Origin of the sequence: Rhodococcus cerastii, from assembly GCF_033042195.1 — a bacterium.
In the GTDB taxonomy this organism is placed as follows: domain Bacteria; phylum Actinomycetota; class Actinomycetes; order Mycobacteriales; family Mycobacteriaceae; genus Rhodococcoides.
On the sequence record NZ_JAWLKF010000014.1, the window covers coordinates 1 to 19,370 of the forward strand.

General features: G+C 65.7%; 20 protein-coding genes. 12 read left to right on the forward strand and 8 right to left on the reverse strand.

The genetic code is table 11. The features are described 5' to 3' along the window. Positions 1–65 precede the first annotated feature (65 nt). Both R3P93_RS20080 and R3P93_RS20085 read right to left on the reverse strand, forming a co-directional pair. A complete protein-coding gene (locus R3P93_RS20080) occupies positions 66–1,310 on the reverse strand; it encodes a serine hydrolase domain-containing protein (protein WP_317533887.1) in 1,245 nt (414 codons plus the stop codon). 76 nt (positions 1,311–1,386) lie between these two features. Beyond that, positions 1,387–2,601 carry an alpha/beta fold hydrolase gene (locus tag R3P93_RS20085; protein WP_317533888.1) on the reverse strand — a complete coding sequence of 405 codons (1,215 nt, stop codon included), beginning with the start codon at positions 2,599–2,601 and terminating at the stop codon, positions 1,387–1,389. Between the two features lie 101 nt (positions 2,602–2,702). On the opposite strand from R3P93_RS20085, the gene R3P93_RS20090 reads away from it, so the two are divergent. Next, complete coding sequence (locus R3P93_RS20090; RefSeq protein WP_068053702.1) at positions 2,703–3,140, forward strand: OsmC family protein; 438 nt, start codon at positions 2,703–2,705, stop codon at positions 3,138–3,140. Positions 3,141–3,315: 175 nt separating this feature from the next. After that, a complete protein-coding gene (locus R3P93_RS20095; protein ID WP_317533889.1) occupies positions 3,316–5,628 on the forward strand; it encodes a putative bifunctional diguanylate cyclase/phosphodiesterase in 2,313 nt (770 codons plus the stop codon). A 6-nt stretch (positions 5,629–5,634) separates the two neighbouring features. On the opposite strand, the gene R3P93_RS20100 is transcribed toward R3P93_RS20095, so the two are convergent. Then, positions 5,635–5,946: an antibiotic biosynthesis monooxygenase family protein gene (locus R3P93_RS20100; RefSeq protein ID WP_149406467.1), complete on the reverse strand. Its 312-nt coding sequence runs from the start codon at positions 5,944–5,946 to the stop codon at positions 5,635–5,637. Positions 5,947–5,982: 36 nt separating this feature from the next. On the opposite strand from R3P93_RS20100, the gene R3P93_RS20105 reads away from it, so the two are divergent. Continuing rightward, entirely contained in the window at positions 5,983–6,720 is a 738-nt protein-coding gene (locus R3P93_RS20105; RefSeq protein ID WP_317533890.1) for an alpha/beta fold hydrolase, read from the forward strand. Positions 6,721–6,725: 5 nt separating this feature from the next. Continuing rightward, positions 6,726–7,535 (forward strand): alpha/beta fold hydrolase, encoded by an 810-nt coding sequence (locus R3P93_RS20110; RefSeq protein ID WP_317533891.1) that lies wholly within the window; start codon positions 6,726–6,728, stop codon positions 7,533–7,535. A gap of 7 nt (positions 7,536–7,542) precedes the next feature. Here R3P93_RS20110 and R3P93_RS20115 read toward each other — a convergent pair whose 3' ends face one another. After that, positions 7,543–8,427, reverse strand: coding sequence for an A/G-specific adenine glycosylase (locus R3P93_RS20115; protein ID WP_317533892.1), 885 nt, complete (start codon positions 8,425–8,427; stop codon positions 7,543–7,545). Between the two features lie 90 nt (positions 8,428–8,517). On the opposite strand from R3P93_RS20115, the gene R3P93_RS20120 reads away from it, so the two are divergent. From R3P93_RS20120 to R3P93_RS20130, 3 genes are all read left to right on the forward strand, one after another. Continuing rightward, the gene (locus tag R3P93_RS20120; RefSeq protein WP_317533893.1) at positions 8,518–9,144 is read left to right on the forward strand and encodes a carbonic anhydrase; all 627 of its coding nucleotides are present in this window, start codon (positions 8,518–8,520) and stop codon (positions 9,142–9,144) included. Positions 9,145–9,236: 92 nt separating this feature from the next. Then, a complete protein-coding gene (locus tag R3P93_RS20125) occupies positions 9,237–9,983 on the forward strand; it encodes a hypothetical protein (RefSeq protein WP_317533894.1) in 747 nt (248 codons plus the stop codon). 15 nt (positions 9,984–9,998) lie between these two features. Further along, positions 9,999–10,871: an SCO6745 family protein gene (locus tag R3P93_RS20130; protein ID WP_317533895.1), complete on the forward strand. Its 873-nt coding sequence runs from the start codon at positions 9,999–10,001 to the stop codon at positions 10,869–10,871. Here the strand turns inward: R3P93_RS20130 and disA are convergent. The 3 genes from disA to R3P93_RS20145 all read right to left on the reverse strand — a co-directional run bounded on the left by disA (position 10,868) and on the right by R3P93_RS20145 (position 14,157). Further along, the gene (disA, locus tag R3P93_RS20135; protein WP_068053740.1) at positions 10,868–11,953 is read right to left on the reverse strand and encodes a DNA integrity scanning diadenylate cyclase DisA; all 1,086 of its coding nucleotides are present in this window, start codon (positions 11,951–11,953) and stop codon (positions 10,868–10,870) included. The genes R3P93_RS20130 and disA overlap by 4 nt on opposite strands. Positions 11,954–12,107: 154 nt before the next feature. Beyond that, positions 12,108–13,505: a DNA repair protein RadA gene (gene radA, locus R3P93_RS20140; protein WP_068053746.1), complete on the reverse strand. Its 1,398-nt coding sequence runs from the start codon at positions 13,503–13,505 to the stop codon at positions 12,108–12,110. A 43-nt stretch (positions 13,506–13,548) separates the two neighbouring features. Then, complete coding sequence (locus tag R3P93_RS20145) at positions 13,549–14,157, reverse strand: copper chaperone PCu(A)C (RefSeq protein ID WP_068053749.1); 609 nt, start codon at positions 14,155–14,157, stop codon at positions 13,549–13,551. Positions 14,158–14,445: 288 nt separating this feature from the next. Here R3P93_RS20145 and R3P93_RS20150 point away from each other — a divergent pair, with 288 nt between their 5' ends. The 5 genes from R3P93_RS20150 to rlmB are packed head-to-tail and all read left to right on the forward strand — an operon-like array spanning position 14,446 to position 18,496. Then, positions 14,446–14,934 carry a CarD family transcriptional regulator gene (locus R3P93_RS20150; protein ID WP_027494344.1) on the forward strand — a complete coding sequence of 163 codons (489 nt, stop codon included), beginning with the start codon at positions 14,446–14,448 and terminating at the stop codon, positions 14,932–14,934. Between the two features lies 1 nt (position 14,935). Next, positions 14,936–15,613, forward strand: coding sequence for a 2-C-methyl-D-erythritol 4-phosphate cytidylyltransferase (ispD, locus tag R3P93_RS20155; protein WP_094640923.1), 678 nt, complete (start codon positions 14,936–14,938; stop codon positions 15,611–15,613). Further along, complete coding sequence (ispF, locus tag R3P93_RS20160; protein ID WP_094640924.1) at positions 15,610–16,074, forward strand: 2-C-methyl-D-erythritol 2,4-cyclodiphosphate synthase; 465 nt, start codon at positions 15,610–15,612, stop codon at positions 16,072–16,074. Before ispD ends, ispF begins: the two co-directional genes overlap by 4 nt. A 23-nt stretch (positions 16,075–16,097) precedes the next feature. Continuing rightward, the gene (cysS, locus tag R3P93_RS20165; RefSeq protein ID WP_094670035.1) at positions 16,098–17,513 is read left to right on the forward strand and encodes a cysteine--tRNA ligase; all 1,416 of its coding nucleotides are present in this window, start codon (positions 16,098–16,100) and stop codon (positions 17,511–17,513) included. Continuing rightward, positions 17,513–18,496 carry a 23S rRNA (guanosine(2251)-2'-O)-methyltransferase RlmB gene (rlmB, locus tag R3P93_RS20170; protein ID WP_317533896.1) on the forward strand — a complete coding sequence of 328 codons (984 nt, stop codon included), beginning with the start codon at positions 17,513–17,515 and terminating at the stop codon, positions 18,494–18,496. Before cysS ends, rlmB begins: the two co-directional genes overlap by 1 nt. A 2-nt stretch (positions 18,497–18,498) precedes the next feature. Here the strand turns inward: rlmB and R3P93_RS20175 are convergent, their stop codons facing one another. Then, positions 18,499–19,272 (reverse strand): IclR family transcriptional regulator domain-containing protein, encoded by a 774-nt coding sequence (locus R3P93_RS20175; RefSeq protein WP_094640925.1) that lies wholly within the window; start codon positions 19,270–19,272, stop codon positions 18,499–18,501. Between the last annotated feature and the right edge of the window lie 98 nt (positions 19,273–19,370).

Here is a 19,370-nt window from a genome sequence, read left to right on the forward strand (position 1 = left end):
CATCGTCGATCCTTCCCACCAAGCTGAGCTCGGCGTGTCGAACCAAGGACCGGATCAACCGTTATTCAGACAGTCCCCGCGATGTCAGGAGCCCAGCGGGCCAGGGTCGAGATCGGTGCTCCGGTGAGTGCGGGCAGTGAGAAGTACAGCAGTCCGCCTGCGCCGAGGGCAGTCAGAACACGCGCCAGTGCCCATCGTCCGGGAGCGGCTCCGAATCCGAGCAGGGTTCTCGCGGCACATATCGCCAACAACACCGCAAGTGCAGTCGATCCGATCAGGGCTATCTCGTAGAGACCGAGTCCGGCGGCGCGGGGTTCGTCGATACCGAGTCGGGTGAGTACGAGGGAGCGGGCCGCGGAGGCAAGGTTGTCGGCGTCGAGTTCGCCGTATCGGTTGGTCGCGAACACCACGGCCAGGTGTCGTTCCGGAACGAGTGCGACGTGAGTGAAATAACCAGGGACGGCCCCGGAATGCCATCGAATCTCGGTACCGTCGGGCAGCGTCTCGACGTACCACCCGTATCCGTACGCCGTGCCCGAACCCGTCGGCACCGTATCCGAACTGTTCGACGCCGGTGCGGTCAGTTGCCTGCATGCATAGCGGGAGAGCTCGTCGATGGATCCGCTCAGATAGCCGTAGCCCAATCCCGCGGAGTCGATGCCGGTGTCGATGCTGCGCGGGAAGGTGAAGAACGGTACGTGGCCGGGTGTGACGGCACCGGCAGTGTGCACTCCGGTCTCGCGGGCGACGACGTCGGCGAAGGGTTCGGCGGTGACCTTCTCGACAATCGCCTGCAGCAGTAGGTAATTGAGGCTCGAGTAGCGGAAGGTGCCGCGGTCGGCGACGGTGACGTCCAGGGTGGGGACGACGTCGAGCGCTCGTTCGGAACGTCCCCACACGTCAAGTTCGGTGACGTCGTGGGGGAGTCCACTGGTGTGGTGGATCAGGTCGTCGATCGTGACATCGCCGGGGACGATCGAATCGACCTCCGGGAGAATCGAATTCACGGTTCTACTCAGATCGAGACGATGTTGCGAGGCGAGGGAGTACACCGTCGCCGCCGTCACCGACTTCGATACCGAACCCCACACGAACGGCGTGCTCTCGTCGATCGGCACCCCGTCCCCGTCCACCCCGTACTCGACGTCCTCCAACACCTCGTCCTCGGAGACGACGCGGAACGCAACCCCCGGCAATCCGAGTTCCTCGGCGACAATCTCGATGTCCGACGCCATGCCGGGTTCCAGTGGGGTGGGGGAGCCCGCGGTCAGGACTGCTGCGACGGTGAGCAGGGCGTGGACGATGCGCATAGTTGGAGTGAACCAACCTCATCGAGGTCGACGCCTCGGTGAACACCCTGATTTCACACCTGAGATCCACTCCTGCCTATCGGGTCGTTCCCGCAGGCTCCACTCCTGCGTGAATCAGCCCGGCGATCCAGGGCATCACGTCGGAGTAGGCCGCGAGAGCTCCGGGCAGGTGGTTCGCGCCCTCGACCGGTATGTCCGGGAGGTCGTATTCGCGGTAGGTGATGTCGGCACCCAGATCGCTCCAGCGTCGAAGCAGGGTGCGGCTCTGCTCGATCGGCACGGTGTCGTCCTCGACTGCGTGCGAGAGGTACACCGGCATGACAGGAGCGATGCGCCCGACGGTGTTGGTCTCGACGATGTCGGCCAGAACCGGGTTGCTCAGTTGATCGTCGAGGGGTCGTCCGTCGCGGGTCAGTTCGGTCGTGCGCACTGTCGCGGTGGCCGCGGGGTCGGTGGTACACCAGTTCTGCGCGGCGTCGAGTGCGGCGATTCCGTCGGAGTCGAAGAGGCTGCGGATGCTGTCCGCCCGATCCGGGTAGGCATTGATCATTCCATCCACGGCGAAGAGCACGGCGCTGCCGAGGCCGGTGTTGTCGAGTGTCTCGATGTTGAGCGTCGGATCTGCCGGTGGCGCACCGACATACGCTCCCCGGATCTTCAGCTCTGGGGCATAGGTGGCGGCGAGTTCGGCAGCGGCCCCCGACGCGAATCCGCCTTCCGAGTAACCGAACAACACCACGGGGGCGTCATCGTCTGCGGTTCTGGCGGCGTCGAGCAGAGCTCGGCCCGAGGCGATTCGGTTGAGGTAGGTGTGTCCGCCGGGGGTGCCCAGGCCCTGGTAATCGGTTGCGACGACGCGATATCCGGCGAGCAGAAGCGGCAGGATGGCCGGTGACGAGCCGACTGTCCCGAGAACTACCGAACCGGCGCAACGGTCCGCCATCCCGGAAGTGCCGGGCGCATAGGCGATCACCGGCCGCGGTACGGGGCCGGTCCACGGAGCCGTGGGTGTCATCGAGTAGCCGGAGACGACCATGGGGTCATCGTGGGTGTCGGTGGAGCGATAGAGAATGCGTTCGATGTCGAATCCGAGTCCGAACCCCTTGGGTGAGTTGACGGGCAGGGTTCTGAGTACCTCGCCCGGCGACGCGGCACCGACCGTCGTGACCGGCGCGTCGTAGAAGTCCGTCAGGGGGCCTGCCTCTGCCATCGGCGTCGAGAATCCGACGATCGACAGCATCGCGATGGCCGCGATCGTCGCCGTGCGCGAGAACTTTTTCGTTTGTCGCACCCGTCGTGTCGACATCCTCGCACTCGGTAGCCCGGTCACCCCGCTGACGTTAGCCTGAGAAACAGGCCTACACAGGGTCGACAACGAAAGGATTCGGTTCGATGCCAACTCGCACCTCACGCACAGCTTGGAACGGAACGCTGGAACAGGGCTCCGGCCAGGTGGAGCTGTCCAGTTCCGGCGCAGCGACTTTCGACGTGTCGTTTCCCAAGCGCGCCGCCGAGAACGCAGACGGCACCACCAGTCCCGAGGAACTGATCGCCGCGGCTCATTCGAGCTGCTATGCGATGCAGTTGTCGGCGTTGATCGCGGAGGCGGGCGGCACCCCGCAGAGCCTCGAGGTCACCGCCGATGTCTCGCTGGGGCCCGACGAGCCGGGTTTCAAGCTGACCGGCATCAAGCTGACCGTGCGGGGGGAGGTCGAGGGTCTCGACGCCGACGGCTTCGCCAAAGCGGCTCAGGCGGCAAAAGAAACTTGTCCTGTCAGCAAGGCTCTCACCGGCGTGGACATCACACTGGACGCGGCTCTCGAGGGCTGAACGGACAAACCGCCCGAAGTGAGACTGGCGAACAATCGTCAGGTTTGAAATAGTTCGTTTCTCGACCCATCTGCAGGGTGGATCAGCAACGAATCGTGATCAAACGTCGGGTTCGATCGGCTGATGCGTACGTTCGGGGTATGCACCGACCGGCCTAGGAAGGATCAGCCCCACCATGTTGTGGACGCGCTTCCTGGGCCTCGGTGTTTTCGCAGTCGCGGCGTACGCGATAGGCCCCGCAGGGATACCCCAGAGTGCGTTGTACGCAATCGTGCTCCTGGCCACAGTCGCTGCGTTCGTGTACCGGTACCGTCGGGAACCCGGTCCGGACAAGCGGACTTGGAAGTACATGGCCGTCGGTGTCGGCTCCTGGGGCATCGGTGACGCGTTGGTGTCGATGGCGCAGGTCGGCGGCGGGCGAGTATCGACGTTCTCCTCGTCCGACGTCTTCTACCTGATCGGCTATCTGGTGATCGCCATCGGCTTCGCCCGAGCCGCCGACGAGAACGGGCTCGTGTTCGGGATCGAGGAGCTTCTCGAATGTCTGGTGGTTGCAGTCGGCTTCGGCCTCGCCACCTGGGTCTTCGTCATCTCCGACGGTTCGTCGTGGTCGTTTTCGTCGGCGCTGGAACTGTGGCCGGCCACGATCTACCTCACTGTCGACGCATTTCTGCTGACGCTCGTCGGCAGTCTGTACCTGCTGACCCGGGCGACCACGGTGCCGTTCCTGGCAGCCACGGCGGGAGTGGTGTTGCTCGTGGCTGCCGACTTCGCGTCCTATGCGGCGGTCGGCAGCCACGAGCTCTACCGTTCGACTCTCCTGAACACGCTGTGGCTGGCGGCCTACGTGTGTTTCGGGGTGATCGCCCTGCACATTCCGGAAAGAACGGTCTCGCGTGTGGACCGGTCCAGCCCGTTCAGATTCGGGCGCGTGAGATTTCTCGGACTCAGTGTCGCGGTCGCCGTGACGCCCTTCGTGATGGCTGTTCAGTTGGCCCGCGGGATACCCGTCGATCAGTGGGGTTGGGTGATCGTGGCCTCGTCGGCCTTGGTCATCGCCCTCGTCGGGTGCCGCATGGCGTGCTTCCTGACCACGCTGCGCCTGCAGGCCGCAGTGCTCGAGGACGTGGCTCGCACGGACGCGGTCACCGGACTGGCCAGTCGGCGGCTGCTCCGAGAGCGGTTGGACACGATGCTCGCCACGCGTGGTGAGTCGGACGTCTTCACGCTCGTGGTGGACATCGATCGCTTCGCCCAGATCAACGAGACCTTCGGGTACAGCGTGGGAGACAGTGTGCTGCGCGAGATCGGTCACCGTCTGGTCGCATCGGTGCGATCCGATGACCTGGTGGGTCGGCTCGGTGGGGATCAGTTCGTCGTCGCCATGCGTCGGCGTCCCGCCCAGATCGACGTGTCGGATACCGCTGAGCGGCTCCAATTCGCAGTCAGCAGAACGATGTTCGTGCACGACATCAACGTTGCGCTCGATGCGGTCGTCGGAATCGCGTCGACCGAGGAGCCGGACGCGAGTCGAAGCGGCATCGAGAATCCGGAGGCCAATCCGGTCGACGGTGAGGCGATGCTTCAGCGCGCCCACGTGGCGTTGACGGCCGCGAAGGCCGGCCACACTCGAGTCGGCCGCTACGAACCCGACATGGATCGCGACCGCCACGATCAGATGCGGTTGCTGGGTGAACTCGACACAGCCATTCGTGACCACCAGCTTCGAGTGTTCTTTCAGCCGTGCCTGGATCTGGAATCCGGCAGCGTGGACCGCGTCGAGGCGTTGCTGCGGTGGCAGCACCCGCGTGAGGGCCTGATCGGACCCTCGATGTTTCTGCCCGACGCCGAGCGCACCGGCATGTTGCCCGCCATCACCGCGCTCGTGCTGGACGAGGCCTTGGCACAGTGCAGCGAATTGCGTCGACGCGGTGTCGATCTGTCTGTGTCGGTGAATCTTTCGGTGAGAAACCTACTCGACGAGACACTCACCGAGCAGGTCGCAGCAGCGCTGGCGAAATACGCGGTTCCCGCTCATGCCTTGGAATTCGAGGTCACCGAGACGACTGCGATGACCGATCCGGTGCGTTCGGTGAATGCGTTGACGTCTCTGCGTGGCCTCGGCGTCACCATCGCGATCGACGACTACGGCACCGGCTACAGCTCGCTGGCCTATCTGCAGAGTCTGCCGGTGCAGACTCTCAAGATCGACCGCTCGTTCGTGTCGAAGATGAACACCGACGACACCGACGCGTCGATCGTGCGCTCGACCATCGACCTGGCTCGAAGCCTCGGGGTGCGGGTCATGGCAGAGGGGGTCGAGGACGCGGGCACGCTGGATGCGCTTCGCGAACTCGGCTGCGACGGTGCCCAGGGCTACTTCCTGGGAAGACCGATGCCCGCTGAATTCCTGGCCGATGCCGTGAGAAAACTGGATTCGGAGATGCCGACGAAACTCGAGTGGAGGCTCGCGCGCCAACACATCTGAGCGGCTTCACGAAGAAGCAGGCACGTCCAATACGACCTCGAATTCGAGCAGCGACGCTCCGGACGACACCGGCTTCGGGGAACGGGCACCGGCATGAGCCTCCCGCGACGGTCCCGCCGACCATGCCTGGAACGACTCCTCGTCCTCCCACTGGGTGACGACGAAGTAGCGCGTTTCGCCCTTGACCGGCCGCAGCAGTTGGAACCCGAGGAAGCCGGGGGAGCCGTCGACCGACCCGGCGCGCGCGGCGAAGCGCTTCTCGAGTTCGGGTCCGGCGCCCTCGGGTACGTCGATCGCATTGATCTTCACAATGGCCATGCTCGCGAGATTACTCCGCCGTTATGCTCGGCGGTGATGCTCTACGACGAGGGTGGATCCGGCCGTTCGATTCTGCTGCTGCACGGGCTGATGGGCAGTGCTGCTACCTGGCGCAGGCAGGTCCCGTGGCTTCGAGAATTCGGGCACGTGCACACCTACGACGCACCGGGGCATCGTCGCCCTCCGCCGCCGGAGCCCACCACCGAGTACTTCGTGGCCGACCTGCTCGAGCATCTCGACCGGCTGGGTCCCAGCGTGCTGATCGGTCATTCGATGGGCGCGCTGCACGGGTGGTGTGCAGCCGCGCAGCGACCCGACCTCGTAACTGGACTCGTGGTCGAGGACATTGCCCCGGACTTTCGGGGCCGCACCGCAGACGACTGGGCCACCATGATGCGGGCCTGGCCCCAGCCCTTTCCCGACGCCGACGCAGTACTCGAATTCTTCGGAGATGTTGCGGGACAATATTTTCTGGACTCTTTCGTTCGCAGCGAAGACGGCTGGCGATTGCACGGCGAGGTGGACTTCTTCGAGTCGATCTCGCAGGAATGGGGGACGCGGCATTTCTGGGACGAGTGGGAGGCCGTCACCGCTCCGGTGTTGCTGATCGAAGGTGAGCACACCATCACCACGGCCGGTCAGATGCAGCAGATGCACTCGGACAAGCCCGGATCGACTCACATTCGGATCGAGAAGGCGGCCCACCTGATTCACGACGAGGCTCCCCAGCGGTATCGCACGGCGGTCGAGGAGTTCCTGCGCGCACTAAGATGATCCGAATGCCGCTCGCGAAGCTCAACGGAATCGACCTCAACTACGACGTCACCGGAGACGGGCCGCTCGTGGTGTTGGTGATGGGCACCGGTAGCCCAGGACGAGTCTGGCGAACCCATCAGGTCCCGGTCCTGGTGAAGCAGGGGTACCGGGTCGTCACGTTCGACAATCGCGGAATCGCACCGTCTTCCGAGTGTGCGAGCGGGATGACACTCGACGACCTGGTCGCCGACACCGCTGCCCTCGTCGAGCACCTCGGTGGCGGCGCAGCACGCGTCGTCGGCACCTCCATGGGTGCCCGCGTTACCCAGGAATTGGCCTTGGCCAGGCCGGATCTGGTGTCGCATGCAGTGATGATGGCCACGTTCGGCAAGACCACCACCTTTCGTGCGCAGATGTCGAAGGGCGAGAAGGACCTTCACGACGCCGGGGTCGAACTACCCGCGTCGTACCGGGCTGCGATGACTGCAATGCAGAACTTCTCGCCCAAGACGCTGGCCGACGACAGCGCGATCGGTGACTGGCTGGCGATCCTCGAATACTCGGGCGGCAAGAAGACGGCGGGCATGCGAGCGCAGATCGGGCTCGAAATGCGAGCGGGGACAGACCGATTGGCTGCATACCGGGCAATCAGGGCGAAATCTCTGGTGATCGGATTCGCCGACGACCGCATGATTCCCGTGCAGCAGTGCCGAGACGTCGCCGACGCGATACCTGGTGCTCGATACGTCGAAATCGCCGATACCGGTCATTTCGGCTACCTCGAACGCCCCGACGCCGTCAACGCGACTCTCGTCGAATTTCTCGCTCGGTAGCGAAGATTCAGCCGTCCGAACCCTCACCTGCGAGGGCGAACAATCCCGACTCCGTCTGTTCGATCAAGCCGTCGGTCAGCAGTGAATCGAGAGCTCGGTCGCGTTGAGTCGGGTCGGTGGGCCAGACGATGTCGAGTTGTGCCCGCTCGACGGGGCCGGTGCTCTCGCGTAGCACCGACATGAGCTTGCCTCGAACCTGACGATCCGTGCCTGCGAACTTCTGGACCTTCTTGGCCGGGCCGGTGTGCGCGGGCCTACCTGCCTCGATCCAGGCGCACTCCGGGAGCGGGCACAGCAGGCATGCCGGATTCTTGGCCGTGCAGATCAGCGCACCCAGTTCCATCAACGCCGCCGAGTAGCGGGCGGCCCGCGGGACGCTCTCCGGGAGCAGCTGATCGACGTCGGCGAGATCCCTTGTCGTGGATGGATTTCCAGGCTCGGCGTTGCCGTGCAACGCACGAGCGACGACGCGTCGAACATTGGTGTCGACCACAGGAACTCGCTGGCCGTAGGCGAAACACGCCACTGCGCGCGCGGTGTAGGCCCCGATGCCCGGCAGGCCCAACAGTGTTTCGACGTCTCCGGGCACCTCGTCGCCATACTCCTCGGCGAGCACGCGGGAGCACTCGTGCAACCGCAGTGCTCGACGCGGATAGCCCAACTTGCCCCACGCACGGAGCACCTCGGCCTGAGAGGACGCGGCCATCGCAGACGGCACCGGCCAACGCTGCACCCACTCCTCCCAGATGGGCGCGACCCGCACCACCGGCGTCTGCTGCAGCATGATCTCGCTCATCAGGATCTGCCAAGCGCTGACGCCGGGTCGTCGCCACGGCAGATCGCGTCCGTCGGTGTCGAACCACCCGAGCAGAGCGTCGGCATCGATCGGCAACTGGTCGCCCTTCTCCTCGTGTCTGTGATCGGTCCCAACAGTAGTCAACCCGACTCGCCGGTAACTCGATCCACGTGCACAATGAGACTCATGCCTGCTTCGAATCCGATCGCTGCCTGGAAGTCCCTCAAGGAAGGCAACCAACGGTTTGTCTCCGGAGAGGTCCTGCACCCGTCGCAGGGCATCGAGGATCGTGCCCGCCTCGAGAGTGCTCAGCATCCCAGTGCCATCCTCTTCGGCTGCGCCGACTCGCGTGTTGCTGCCGAGATCATCTTCGACCAGGGCCTCGGCGACATGTTCGTCGTGCGCACTGCCGGTCACGTGGTGGACTCCGCGGTGCTCGGCTCCATCGAGTACGGCGTTGCCGTGCTGAACGCGCCGCTGATCGTGGTGCTCGGCCACGATCACTGCGGTGCAGTCAAGGCGACCGTCGACGCCCTCGAGAGTGGTGACGTGCCCGGTGGCTACATCCGCGACGTCGTCGAACGCGTCACCCCGTCGGTGCTCTCGGCCCGCCGCGACGGCTACCAGGGCGTCGACGAGTTCGAGGCACGCCACGTCGAGGAGACCGGCAATCTGCTGATGCAGCGCTCGCGGATCGTCGCCGAGAAGGTCGAAGCCGGGGAACTCGCGATCGTCGGCCTCACCTACCAGCTATCGAAGGGTCATGCGCAGTTGCGTGAGGTCATCGGCGACATCGGCGAAATGCCCGCCTGAACCGACTCGAACCCCAACCTCAGTGAGGTCGCCTACGCGACACGCCGCGCGGGCTCAGGGATAGCGTGGCTTCGGCCGCATACGGTTGATTCGTGTTGGAACCGACCGGGCCTTTGCCTCCCGAAATCTACTGGCGACGCCGCGCTCTCGCCATCGGTGCGGCCGTTGTCGTCCTCGGATTGATCGTGTGGTTCATCGCCTCGCTCAGTGGCGGTTCCGACGACACCGAGGCTGCTCCCGCAGGCGTCGTTGCGGCTCCGGCAACAACTTCGGCCCTGCCGTCACCCAGCTTGTCTGCCACCGACGCCGATTCCGGCGGTTCGGGCGGCTCCGGCGACAGTGCGGGCGGATCCGGCGGCTCCGGTGGCTCCGGTGGGGCGACCGACTCCGCTGCCGGTGGCGGCGCGGCCGCGACCACCAGCGGCGCTCCGGCCCCGGTGATCTCCAACCAGTGCCCGGATCAATCGCTCGCAATCAAGGTGACGCCGGAGAAGGCCACGTACCGTCTGGGTGAAGAGCCCGTGTTCACCGTGGTCATCACCAACATCGGCTCCACCGAATGCCAGCGTGACGTCGGTGCCGGATTGCAGCAGGCGCTCGTCTACACCCTCGACAATCAGCGCATCTGGTCCAACGTCGATTGCTTCCCCAACGCCGCGTCGGATTTGCGTACCTTCAAGCCCGGCGAGCAGGCCGGCTTCACCGTCAAGTGGTCCGGCACGAACTCGGTACCCGGCTGCGGCGAAGAGCGAATCCCGGTCGGCGTCGGTGCTTACCAGGCGATCGCTCAGCTCGGCGAGCTCAAGAGCGTGCCGGAGCCGTTCAACATCACCGGCTGAGTACGGTCGAATCTCATGACCACCTCGACCGCACTCGCCCGCTCCGCCTACAAGACATTCGAGCCCTTCCATGTCACCGCGTACTTCAACCCTGAACTGGGTGCGGCATACGAGGACACCGGCCTCGACGGTCATGCCTGGTACGTCGGCGCTCGAGCTGCCCCGATGGGTCCGTGCGCGCCGAGTGTCGTCGCAGCGGCGTTCTACAACTTCAACCCGGTGCTCATCGAACGCGCCTGGCCTGCCGCTGTTGCCGTCGGTTTGGACTCGGTGTCGGATCGCCGGTGGACACTGCTCGATTCCGTCCTCGGCACCGCGCTGGGTTCACTTGCCGCCGACCCCGGCCTGGCCACGCTCGCAGATCGTCTGCGCGTCATCGGCGACGCAGCCTCGTTCGCCGGTCGGCCACTCGCCGCAGCGTGGCATTCGGCCGAGCACCCCGACGTGCCGCATCTCGCGCTCTGGCACTCGATCACCGTCCTACGCGAGTGGCGCGGCGACGGTCACCTCGCCGCCTTGATCGACGCAGAACTCGACCCGACGGAAGCCGCCGTCTTCCACGAGGCCGACCGCACGACCCCGCAGCCCGGCCGTCGAGCACTCGGCAAACGCATCACGCAGCTGACCCGGCAGTGGTCCGAAAGCGAATGGGGCTCTGCTGCAGAACGACTCGCCACTCGCGGATTGCTCACCACCTCGGCGGACGGCGAGACGTTGACCGAGGACGGACTCGCTCTCGATCGGCACATCGAGGATCGGACCGACGTGATGGCGTCGGCCGTATGGCGAGACGTCGAGGACGCCGATCAGTTGATCACCAGCGCACGACCGTACGTGAAGGCCGTGATCGACGCAGGCTTCCCCCCCGGAACCAAGAAGGCGTCCTAGTCGTAGGGTCCCGAGATCGATGCCTCGGCCAGTCTGGACAGACCTTCGCGGATGTGACGAGCCCAGAGTCCACCGATACCGTCGACGGACTGCAGGTCGGCTGCGGTGGCCGCGAGCAATCCCTGCAGGGTGCCGAACGCGCCGACCAGCCGGTGAATCTGGCTGAACTGCAACCGCGGAACTCGGGTGAGCACCCGGTACCCGCGGGGACTCATCGGGGTGTCGAGGGCCTCTATGGTCGCGGGATATCCGAAAGCGCGGGCCAGCGTCGTCAGATCCAGCAGATCGACGTCGGTCAGCTTGTCCAGTGCGGCGAGCGCTTTCTCCACTCCGGTGGTGCTCGACGGTTCGTTGCCGGCCAGGTAGTCACGGACGATCAGTTGGCGATCGACGTCGTTGTCGCCCAACAACTCTTCGAGCTGAAGAGCGAGCTGGCGGCCGTCCGTGCCGAGTTCGAGGACGTTCTGCTCGATCTCGACCGACACTCGCCGCACCATCTCGAGACGCTGCGCGACGGTCAGGGCGTCGCGCAGTGTCACGAAGTCCTCGATCTCCACCACCGAGAGTTGACGGGTGTTGTCGTCGAGCCGGGCCTTGTAGCGTTCGAGAGTCGCGACGGCCTGATTGGCGCGCGAGAGGATGGTGGCCGAGCCTTCCACGACGTGCCTGATGCCACCGATGTAGACACTGACGATGCTCATCGACTGGCTCACCGAGACGACGGGATAGCCGGTCTGCATGGCGGTTCGCTCGGCGGCGCGGTGCCGGGTACCGGATTCGACGGTGGGAATCTTGTGGTCGGGGACCAGCTGGACGTTGGATCGGACGATGCGCTTGCCGTCGGTCGAAAGCACCACTGCGCCATCCATTTTCGACAATTCGCGCAGCCGGGTTGGGGCGAACTCGACATCGAGCTCGAACCCTCCGTCGCAGATCGCCTCGACCTCGTCGTCGTAGCCGAGGACGATCAACCCGCCGGTGCGGCCGCGCAGAATTCGCTCGAGACCGTCTCGCAGTGCGGTTCCCGGTGCGAGCCGGGCGATGGTCTCGCGCAACGCTGGGGACGGCGTGGTGCCCTCCATCGGCCAACCCCCTCGTGTCTTGGCAGCGGCTACGGCTCGGGCTGCGGATTCTGTGCGTGCGAACAAAGAGTACTGCGCTGCCACGTGCAGGCAGCCAGACAAAGGATACTGCGCTGCTACACGCGGGCGGTCGGACGAAGGATACCGCCCGGTGTCATACGGGCCGCATACGCGTGTAGGTCAACGCCTCGCCGACATTGGTGACGGTCTTGACCTTGATGCCGTCGGGTATGGGACCGGCGTCCTCGGGGACGATGGCGTAGTTGAACCCCAATCGGGCGGCCTCGGCGAGACGGCGACCCAGCCCGGCGACGCGGCGCACCTCTCCGGCCAGGCCGACTTCGCCCAGAATCACCATGCCCGCGGGAAGTGGTTGATCGCGAACCGCCGAGGCCACGGCCGCGGCGAGCGCGAGATCGGCGGACGGTTCGCTGGTGCGCATCCCACCGACCGTCGCCGCGTAGACCTCCGCCTTGGACACTTTGACGCCGCAGCGACGTTCCAGTACGGCCAGGATCATCGCCACGCGGGCGTGATCGAGCCCGCTGACCGCGCGCCGGGGCGACGGCATCGTGGTGTCGACGATCAGCGCTTGTAGCTCGGCCAACAGCGGCCGTTTGCCGTCCATCGTGACGGTGACGGCAGTGCCGGGTACGGCGTCGTTCCGATGATGCAGGAACAAACCGGACGGATCACTGATGCCGACGATGCCGGTCTCGCGGAGCTCGAAGCAACCCACCTCGTCGGAGGCCCCGAACCGGTTCTTGACGCCCCGGATCATCCGCAGGGTGGAGTGCTTGTCGCCCTCGAAGTTGAGCACCACGTCGACGAGATGCTCGAGAGATCGCGGACCGGCCACCGCGCCTTCCTTGGTGACGTGCCCGACGAGCAGTACCGCGACGCCGGTGGTCTTGGCCAGCGTGGTCAACGCGCTGGTGATGGCGCGAACCTGGGTGACGCCGCCGATGACGCCGTCGACGTCCGCGGCGAGCATCGTCTGAACCGAATCGACGATCAGCAGGCTGGGCTTGACCTGCTCCACGTGGCCGAAGACGGTGGCGAGATCGGATTCGGCGGCGAGGAAGACGCGTTCGTGTACCGCGCCGGTGCGATCGGCACGCAACCGCACCTGCCCCGCCGACTCCTCGCCCGTGACATAGAGCGCGCGTCGATCCGGTGCCGAGCGGGCCCATCGGTGCACCACCTCGAGCAGCAGCGTCGATTTGCCGACTCCGGGTTCGCCCGCAAGTAGGACGACCGAACCGGGAACGAGGCCGCCACCGAGCACGCGGTCGAACTCGTCGATCCCGGTGGTGTTGGCCTGCGAGGTGGCACTGCTGATGGTCGTCAGAGCCGCAGCGGGCGTGCTGGGAATCATGGCTCCGCCGCCCGAGCGAAGGGACGATGCGCCTGCCCGCGTCGCGAGCGGAGCCGCAGTGGCCTGGACCTCTTCCATCGAGCCCCAGTCACCGCATTCGGGACAGCGACCGACCCACTTCGAGACCGAGTGACGGCACGCAGAGCAGCGGTAGCTCGACTTCAGTTTGACCACGTCGGCAGCCTAACGATCGGCACCGACAGGGTCGGAGCGGCGGCTATTCGCCTTCGCTGTGCTCGGTGACCGCGGACGGGTCGCGCTCGAGCTCGATACCGGCATCGACGGGAACGTTGACGACGACCTCGCCCGCGTTCGCGAACTCGAACGTGACCGGCAGCGTCAGGCCCGGTCGAACGTTCTCGGAGATGTCGGCCATCTCGACCTTGATCAGCTGGATCGGCAGCAGTGGATCGTCGAGCTGAACGTCGGCGGGTGAACCTGCGCCGAGCGCGGTCTGCGGAGCGATCTCGTTGCTGCCCGCTTCCGCCTCGTCGACGATGGTGACCTGTGCCTCGGGGGAGGAGATGCCGGTCAGCTCGTCGGCCACACTCGTGTTGGCGTTGATGGCCGTGAAGCCGAGCTCGACGGTGCCGCCGGGCTCGATGCTGTATTCCTCGGAGGTGGGGTACACCACGTGCACGTTGCGGAGCTGGATGTCTCCGACGTCGGCGGAGTTACCGTTGACCGCGGCGACCTGAGTGGCCGTCTGGGAGATCTGACCTGCGCCGCACGCGGTGAGGGCGAGCGCGCCACCGGCGAGAAGAGCGAGGGCGGCGGCCGTCCTGCGATGGCGGCCAAGCGGTGTCGCAGCGTCGATTGCAGTCACTTCGGTCGTCCTCCATGTGGTGCCGGGCCGGCTCGGTCCTTCTCGTCCACTAGGCAGAGTAGTAGTTCTGGTCCACCGGCCGCTCGTGGGGTCTGCCGACGGCCCGATGACGCCAGGTGAGGGTGCATGTCGGGAGTGGAGACAGTGGAACGAACCGTCCGAAAATGTGGCGTCGAATACATGTCGAATCCTCTGTGTCAACCCCTGATTCGGCACCGCTATGCCCCTGACCTGCACCGTTGATATGGGCCGTGGTATTCTGGATAAATCGAAAGGGGCACTTGTCACATGATTTTCAAGGTCGGAGACACCGTCGTTTACCCCCATCACGGAGCGGCGCTGATCGAAGCGATAGAGACACGCACCATCAAGGGTGAACCGAGAGAGTATCTGGTTCTCAAGGTCGCGCAAGGCGACCTCACCGTTCGAGTTCCCGCGGACAACGCAGAGTACGTAGGCGTTCGCGACGTCGTCGGGCAAGAAGGTCTCGACAAAGTCTTTCAGGTGCTCCGCGCGCCGCACACCGAAGAGCCCACCAACTGGTCGCGTCGGTACAAGGCCAACCTGGAGAAGCTCGCTTCCGGTGATGTGAACAAGGTTGCCGAAGTCGTCCGTGATCTCTGGCGACGCGAGCAGGACCGCGGACTGTCGGCAGGCGAGAAGCGCATGCTCGCCAAGGCACGGCAGATTCTGGTCGGCGAGTTGGCACTGGCCGAAGGAACCGACCAGGCCAAGGCCGACACCATGCTCGACGAAGTTCTCGCTACAGCTTCTTAGAGTGAACGGTACTTCCGGCGACGTGGTCGCCCTGGTACCCGCTGCAGGCAAAGGCCTTCGGCTCGGACACGACGAGCCGAAGGCATTCGTCTGTCTGGGTACGGACTCTCTCCTGACGCGGTCCGTCGACGGCCTCCGGGCCTCGGGTGCCGTCGACCGCATCGTCGTCATCGTGCCGACCGAGCTGCTCGACGCGGCCCGCCGTCATGTCGGCGACGACGTCGCGGTCGTGGCCGGAGGCCTCGAACGCACCGATTCGGTGCGCGCCGGTCTCGCCGCCGTCGGCGACGCAGCCGTCGTTCTCGTCCACGATGCCGCCCGCGCCCTCACCCCACCGACGCTGATCGCCCGCGTGGTGGCCGAGGTGCGCGCCGGCCGCTCCGCCGTCATCCCGGTTCTCCCGGTCGTCGACACCATCAAGGAAGTCGACATCATGGGCGCAGTGGTGGGTACCCCGGACCGCGCGAGCCTGCGCTCGGTACAGACCCCGCAGGGGTTCGACGCCGACGTCCTGCGCCGCGCGTACGACGCGACCACCGACATCTCCACCGACGACGCGGGCCTGGTCGAGCGCATCGGCGAGACCGTGCACACCATCGTCGGTGACGCCCTCGCGTTCAAGATCACCACCCCCCTCGACCTGCTGCTGGCCGAGGCACTGACGAGAGGCGATTCATGAGAGTCGGCATCGGTACCGATGTGCACCCCATCGCCCCCGGCCGGCCCTGCTGGCTGGCCGGATTGCTGTTCGACGACGCGGACGGACTCGACGGGCATTCCGACGGCGATGTCGCCTCCCACGCCCTGTGCGACGCGTTGCTGTCCGCGGCCGGACTGGGCGATCTCGGATCGGTGTTCGGGACGGGGCGTCCGGAATGGGACGGGGTCAGTGGAGCTGCCATGTTGACCGAGGTCAAACGCCTGCTCGACGCCGATGGATTCGCGATCGGCAACGCTGCGGTGCAGATCATCGGCAACAGGCCCAAGATCGGACCGCGCCGCGCCGAGGCCCAGGAAGTCCTCTCGCGGGTACTCGGAGCGCCGGTATCGGTGTCTGCGACCACCACCGACGGGCTCGGGCTGACCGGTCGGGGCGAAGGAATCGCGGCCATCGCGACCGCACTTGTCATGACGAGGTAAAACCACCGGTAGCATTGCTGGTCGTGACCCTTCACCTACACGACACCGAGACGAGGGCCCTGCGGGAATTCACCCCCTTGGTCCCTGGCCATGCATCGGTGTACCTGTGTGGGGCGACGGTGCAGGGTGAACCTCATATCGGTCACGTGCGCAGTGGCGTCGCGTTCGACGTACTGCGCCGCTGGCTGTTGGCGCACGACTACGACGTCGCCTTCGTTCGCAACGTCACCGACATCGATGACAAAATCCTGAACAAGGCGCGCGACGCCGGCCGGCCGTGGTGGGAATGGGCTGCGACGTACGAGCGGTCCTTCACCTGGGCGTACGACCGACTCGGCGTACTTCCGCCGTCGGCCGAGCCACGCGCCACCGGCCACATCACCCAGATGGTCCAGATGATCGAGCGACTGATCGAACGCGGCCATGCCTACGCCGACGAGTGCGGTGACGTCTACTTCGACGTGCAGAGCTTCCCGAGCTACGGCGCGCTGTCCGGTCACAAGCTCGACGACGTGCACCAGGGCGAGAGCGTCGCCGAGGGCAAACGCGACCCTCGCGATTTCACGCTGTGGAAGGGCGCGAAACCGGGTGAGCCGTCGTGGCCGACGCCGTGGGGCCCCGGACGGCCCGGCTGGCACCTCGAATGCTCCGCGATGGCGGAGAACTACCTCGGGCCGGATTTCGACATCCACTGCGGCGGAATGGATCTGGTGTTCCCGCACCACGAGAACGAGCGGGCCCAGTCCATGGCGGCCGGTGACGGCTTCTCGCGGTACTGGCTGCACAACGGCTGGGTGACGATGGGCGGCGAGAAGATGTCGAAGTCTCTCGGCAACGTGCTCTCGGTACCCAATGTGTTGAAAAAGGTTCGGCCGCAAGAACTTCGGTTCTATCTCGGTGGCGCGCACTATCGTTCGATGCTGGAGTACTCCGACACTGCGCTCGACACCGCGGCCGTGACCTACCGGGGTATCGAAGGGTTCGTTCGACGAGCCGTCGAACGTGCCGGCGAAGTGCCGCTGGGTAAGTGGACCGCCGGATTTGCCGAAGCCCTCGACGACGACCTCTCGGTTCCCAAGGCGTTGGCCGAGATTCACGCGACCGTCACTCTCGGCAACACTGCACTCGAATCCGGTGACCTACCGGCAGCGGTGGAGCACGCAGGCAGTGTCCGGGCGATGCTCGACATCCTCGGTGTCGACCCACTCGATCCGCACTGGGCCAGCGACAGCGGTTCCGACGCAGCAGCTCTCGGTGCCCTCGGCGTCCTCGTCGAGGCCGAGCTGGAGCGTCGAGCAACGGCGAAGGCGACCAAGGACTGGGCCGCCGCAGACGAGATACGGACGAGACTGGCCGAGGCCGGAGTAGACGTGACAGATACACCCAACGGGCCCGAATGGTCGCTGGGTACGAGCAAGACCGACGAAGCAGGTTTGTGATGGCAGGCAATTCGAGTAGGCGCGGCGCGATCCGCAAGGACGGCACCAAGAAGGGGCAGGTCGCCGGATCGGGCGGCAAGCGTCGGAAGGGTCTCGAAGGCCGCGGCGCGACGCCTCCCGCCTCCGAGCGCACCAAGCACCCCGCCGCGCGTCGGGCCAAGCTCGCCGAGAAGTCTGCCCAGAACCGTGGCGGTAACACCGGTGGCCGCGCGGGTGGACGACCGGCCGGACGCAAGGTCGAAGACGGTCCCGAGGTGGTGCTCGGTCGCAACCCGGTCGTCGAGTGCCTGCGTGCAGGCGTGCCCGCCACTGCACTGTGGGTCGCCGTCGGAACCGACAGCGACGATCGGCTCAAGGAAGCCGTGCAGCGTGCAGGCGATGCGCGGATCTCCATCCTCGAAGTTCCCCGCTCCGATCTGGACAAACTCAGCGCCAACGGATTGCACCAGGGCCTGGCCCTGCAGGTGCCGCCGTACCGCTACGCGCACCCCGACGATCTGATCTCGAACGCGCGCACGCACCAGGAACCCGCACTGCTCGTCGCGCTCGACAACATCACCGACCCGCGCAACCTCGGTGCCGTCGTGCGATCGGTGGCTGCGTTCGGCGGCCACGGCGTCGTGATCCCGCAGCGACGCAGCGCGAGCGTGTCTGCGGTGGCATGGCGAACCAGTGCCGGCGCGGCAGCTCGCCTGCCCATCGCACGCGCAGTGAATCTGACTCGCACACTGAAGGATTGGCAGTCCAAGGGCGTCACCGTTGTCGGCCTCGACGCAGGCGGCGACACCGAACTCGACACCTTCGACGGCAAGGGCCCGGTGGTCATCGTCGTCGGGTCCGAGGGCAAGGGCCTCTCGCGTCTGGTCAGCGAGACCTGCGACCACATCCTGTCGATCCCGATGGCCGGCCCGGTGGAATCGCTCAACGCATCCGTCGCGGCGGGCGTCGTATTGGCGGACATCGCGCGGCAGCGTCGCGGGTAGTTCTACGTTCTGATGCGGCCTGCGGTCTCGTGCATCGCGGGAACGACGATATCGACCATGTCGGTGGCGCTGTAGTTCTTTGCGTGCAGTGATGTGTTCAGTGCTGCCACGACGGTGCCGTTGCTGTTACGCAACGGCACTGCGGCAGCACGCATTCCGACGTCCAGTTCGTCGACCACCTCGGACCAGCCGGCGTTGCGCACCCGAGTGATCTCGGCGCGCAGTGCATCTCGATCCACGAGCGTGCGCGGGGTCAGGGCTTCGATGGGGGCGTCGGTGAAATAGCGTTCGAGGTCGCTCTCGGAGAGGGCCGCGAGCAGCACTCGACCCGATGACGTCGCGTGCGCGGGGAATCGAGTGCCCAGCGTGATGACGACCCGCAACATGCGCGAGGACGGAACACGCGCGACATAGACGATGTCGAATCCGTCGAGGATGGCCACCGAGGTCGTTTCGCCCAATTGTCGTGCGAGCGCCTCGATGTGGGGTTCGGCCAGACGGGGTAGGTCCATGCCGGACAGGAACGAGAAACCCAGATTCATCACCCGCGGGGTGAGGGTGAACTGACGGCCGTCCTGGCGGACGAATCCCAGTTCTGCCAGCGTCAGCAACAGTCGACGGGCGGTCGCTCGGGTGACTCCGACGGCCTCGGCGACCTCGCTGAGGGTTCGGGCCGGGTGCGCGTCGTCGAAGCACTGCAGCACGCTCAGGCCGCGTTCGAGTGACTGCACGAACCAGGCGGGGCGTTGGTCGTCGGGAGCGATCTCGGCCGTCATGGTTCGAGTCTGCCTCATTGCTCTGTTCGCGCCGCATCACATCGCTCGGTGCTTGTGGTCTTGACCACAGATGGCGCATCTGGTTACAGTTGTGCGAA